At 72.3% G+C, this 1,763-nt stretch carries 2 protein-coding genes; one reads left to right on the top strand and one right to left on the bottom strand.

What is annotated here, in order from left to right:
• Positions 1–52: 52 nt before the first annotated feature.
• The gene (locus tag AOK24_RS47135; protein WP_055725426.1) at positions 53–538 is read right to left on the bottom strand and encodes a peptidase inhibitor family I36 protein; all 486 of its coding nucleotides are present in this window, start codon (positions 536–538) and stop codon (positions 53–55) included.
• 109 nt (positions 539–647) lie between these two features.
• On the opposite strand from AOK24_RS47135, the gene AOK24_RS44075 reads away from it, so the two are divergent.
• On the top strand, positions 648–1,643 hold the full coding sequence (locus AOK24_RS44075) for a helix-turn-helix domain-containing protein (protein WP_055725427.1): 996 nt from the start codon (positions 648–650) through the stop codon (positions 1,641–1,643).
• Positions 1,644–1,763: the final 120 nt, after the last annotated feature.

Below are 1,763 nucleotides of genomic sequence, written 5' to 3' on the forward strand. Positions count from 1 at the left end.
CCCGAGTACGCTCCCCGTCACCCTGCCCGAGCGGCCGGAGACGAGGGTCGGCCTAGTTGGGGCACCCGCTCGCGTTGTGCCGGCACAGGGAGCCGATCGTGTACGTGCCGGCGAGGTTCCCCTGGCCGCCGGAGAGGGTGCTTCCGATGCGGTCGCGGTAGGAGAAGGCCTTGTAGTAGTGGAAGCGGTAACTCGTGCGGTTGTAGACGGACTTCGTGACCGTGCCGTTGTTCATCCACGAACACTCCTCGCGTGCCCGCGGGTTGAGGGAGCTGTTCCACTGGCACCTCGAGCCGGTGCCGCCCGACCCGCTCCAGAAACAGATCCAGCCGCTCGGGCAGTCCGAGTAGGCGCGGAGGCGGACCGCGTCGGAGGCCGCGCCGAAACCGACTGCCTGGCCGGATTCCAGGGACACCGCGAGGGGACGCGCCGAGGTGGACGCCGTGGACTCCTGAGCCTGCGCGGGCGGGGAGACCGCGAGTGCGGCACCCATCAGGAAAGTGGCCGCGAGGGTGGTGACGGTGGTTCGCAGAGACACATTTGTTCCCTTCGTCGTGGCGTTGAATCCGAGGGTCCCGTGACGGGAGCATGGTCGGCGAGGGCTTGTGACTCCGACTGAAAAGCCCAGGCCGCAAGGGGGGAACGGAATGCTCCGCATTCACTTCACGGACCTCGACCTGACCCGCACCCGCGTCGCCGCCGCACCTGATCCGCTGTGGGAGACCTGCATGAGCCTGCACCGTCTCCAGAGCCGCCAAGGACGCTGGGCGCACGCCGACTGGTTCCGCACCACCCGCACCCGGCTCCACGCCACGGGGTTCGCCCGCACCGTCAGAACACTCCTGTTACCCCTGGTCCCGCGCGCCGCCTACTTCCCCGACTTCCTCACGCCCGCCGAGGCCGCCGAAGGGCTGGAGGCCGGACTCGAAGCCGTCCTGAGCACTCCCCGGCGCCGGGTCCTGCACGAGGTGGGTCTCCTCCACCGCGCCAGCGGGGCTCCCTCCTGGGCCGCGCGCCTGGCCGACCCGGACCTCCGCGAGGAGCTGGTGCGCGCGCTGCGCGCCTACCACGACCTCGTGATCGCCCCCTACAGGGACCGCATCCAGGCACGCATCGACGCCGAACGCGCGGCCCACGCGCGTTCCGTCCTCAGCACGGGTGCCGAAGGCATCCTCGGCAACCTGGGACCGGCGCTGCGCTGGCGCCGACCGGTCCTGTGCGCGCGCTACCCCGAGGACCGTGACCTGCGGCTCGGCGGCCGGGGGCTCCTGCTGGTCCCGTCCCACTTCTGCTGGGGGACCCCGGTGACCTTCCGCAGCGCCACACTCGACCCGGTCCTGATCTACCCCCTCCACCAGGAGCCCCACCCCGCCGCCCTCCCCGGAGACCTGTGCTCCGGCGCACCCCTCGCGGATCTCCTGGGCCGCACCCGCTCCCGTGTCCTGCGCGCCGTCGCCACGGGCGCGACCACCGGTGAACTCGCCCGCGCCGCAGGGGTCTCGGCCTCCTCGGCCAGCCAGCACGCCACGGCTCTGCGCAGCGCCGGCCTCCTCACGACCCACCGCCAGGCGATGTCGGTCCTGCACACGCTCACCCCTCTGGGAGCGGCACTGCTACGGGCCAACACACCGGGCCCCGGCTGACGCCGGACACGGGGCTGCGGCGCCCCCAGGGCGAGGCGTACGCCTGGGATGCCAGCTTTCCCGCACGGAGCCCAGGCATCCCGCACCTCCCCCGGCACAGAGCCCGGCCACCCCCGCACC

Source organism: Streptomyces niveiscabiei (assembly GCF_001419795.1).
Taxonomy (GTDB): domain Bacteria; phylum Actinomycetota; class Actinomycetes; order Streptomycetales; family Streptomycetaceae; genus Streptomyces; species Streptomyces niveiscabiei.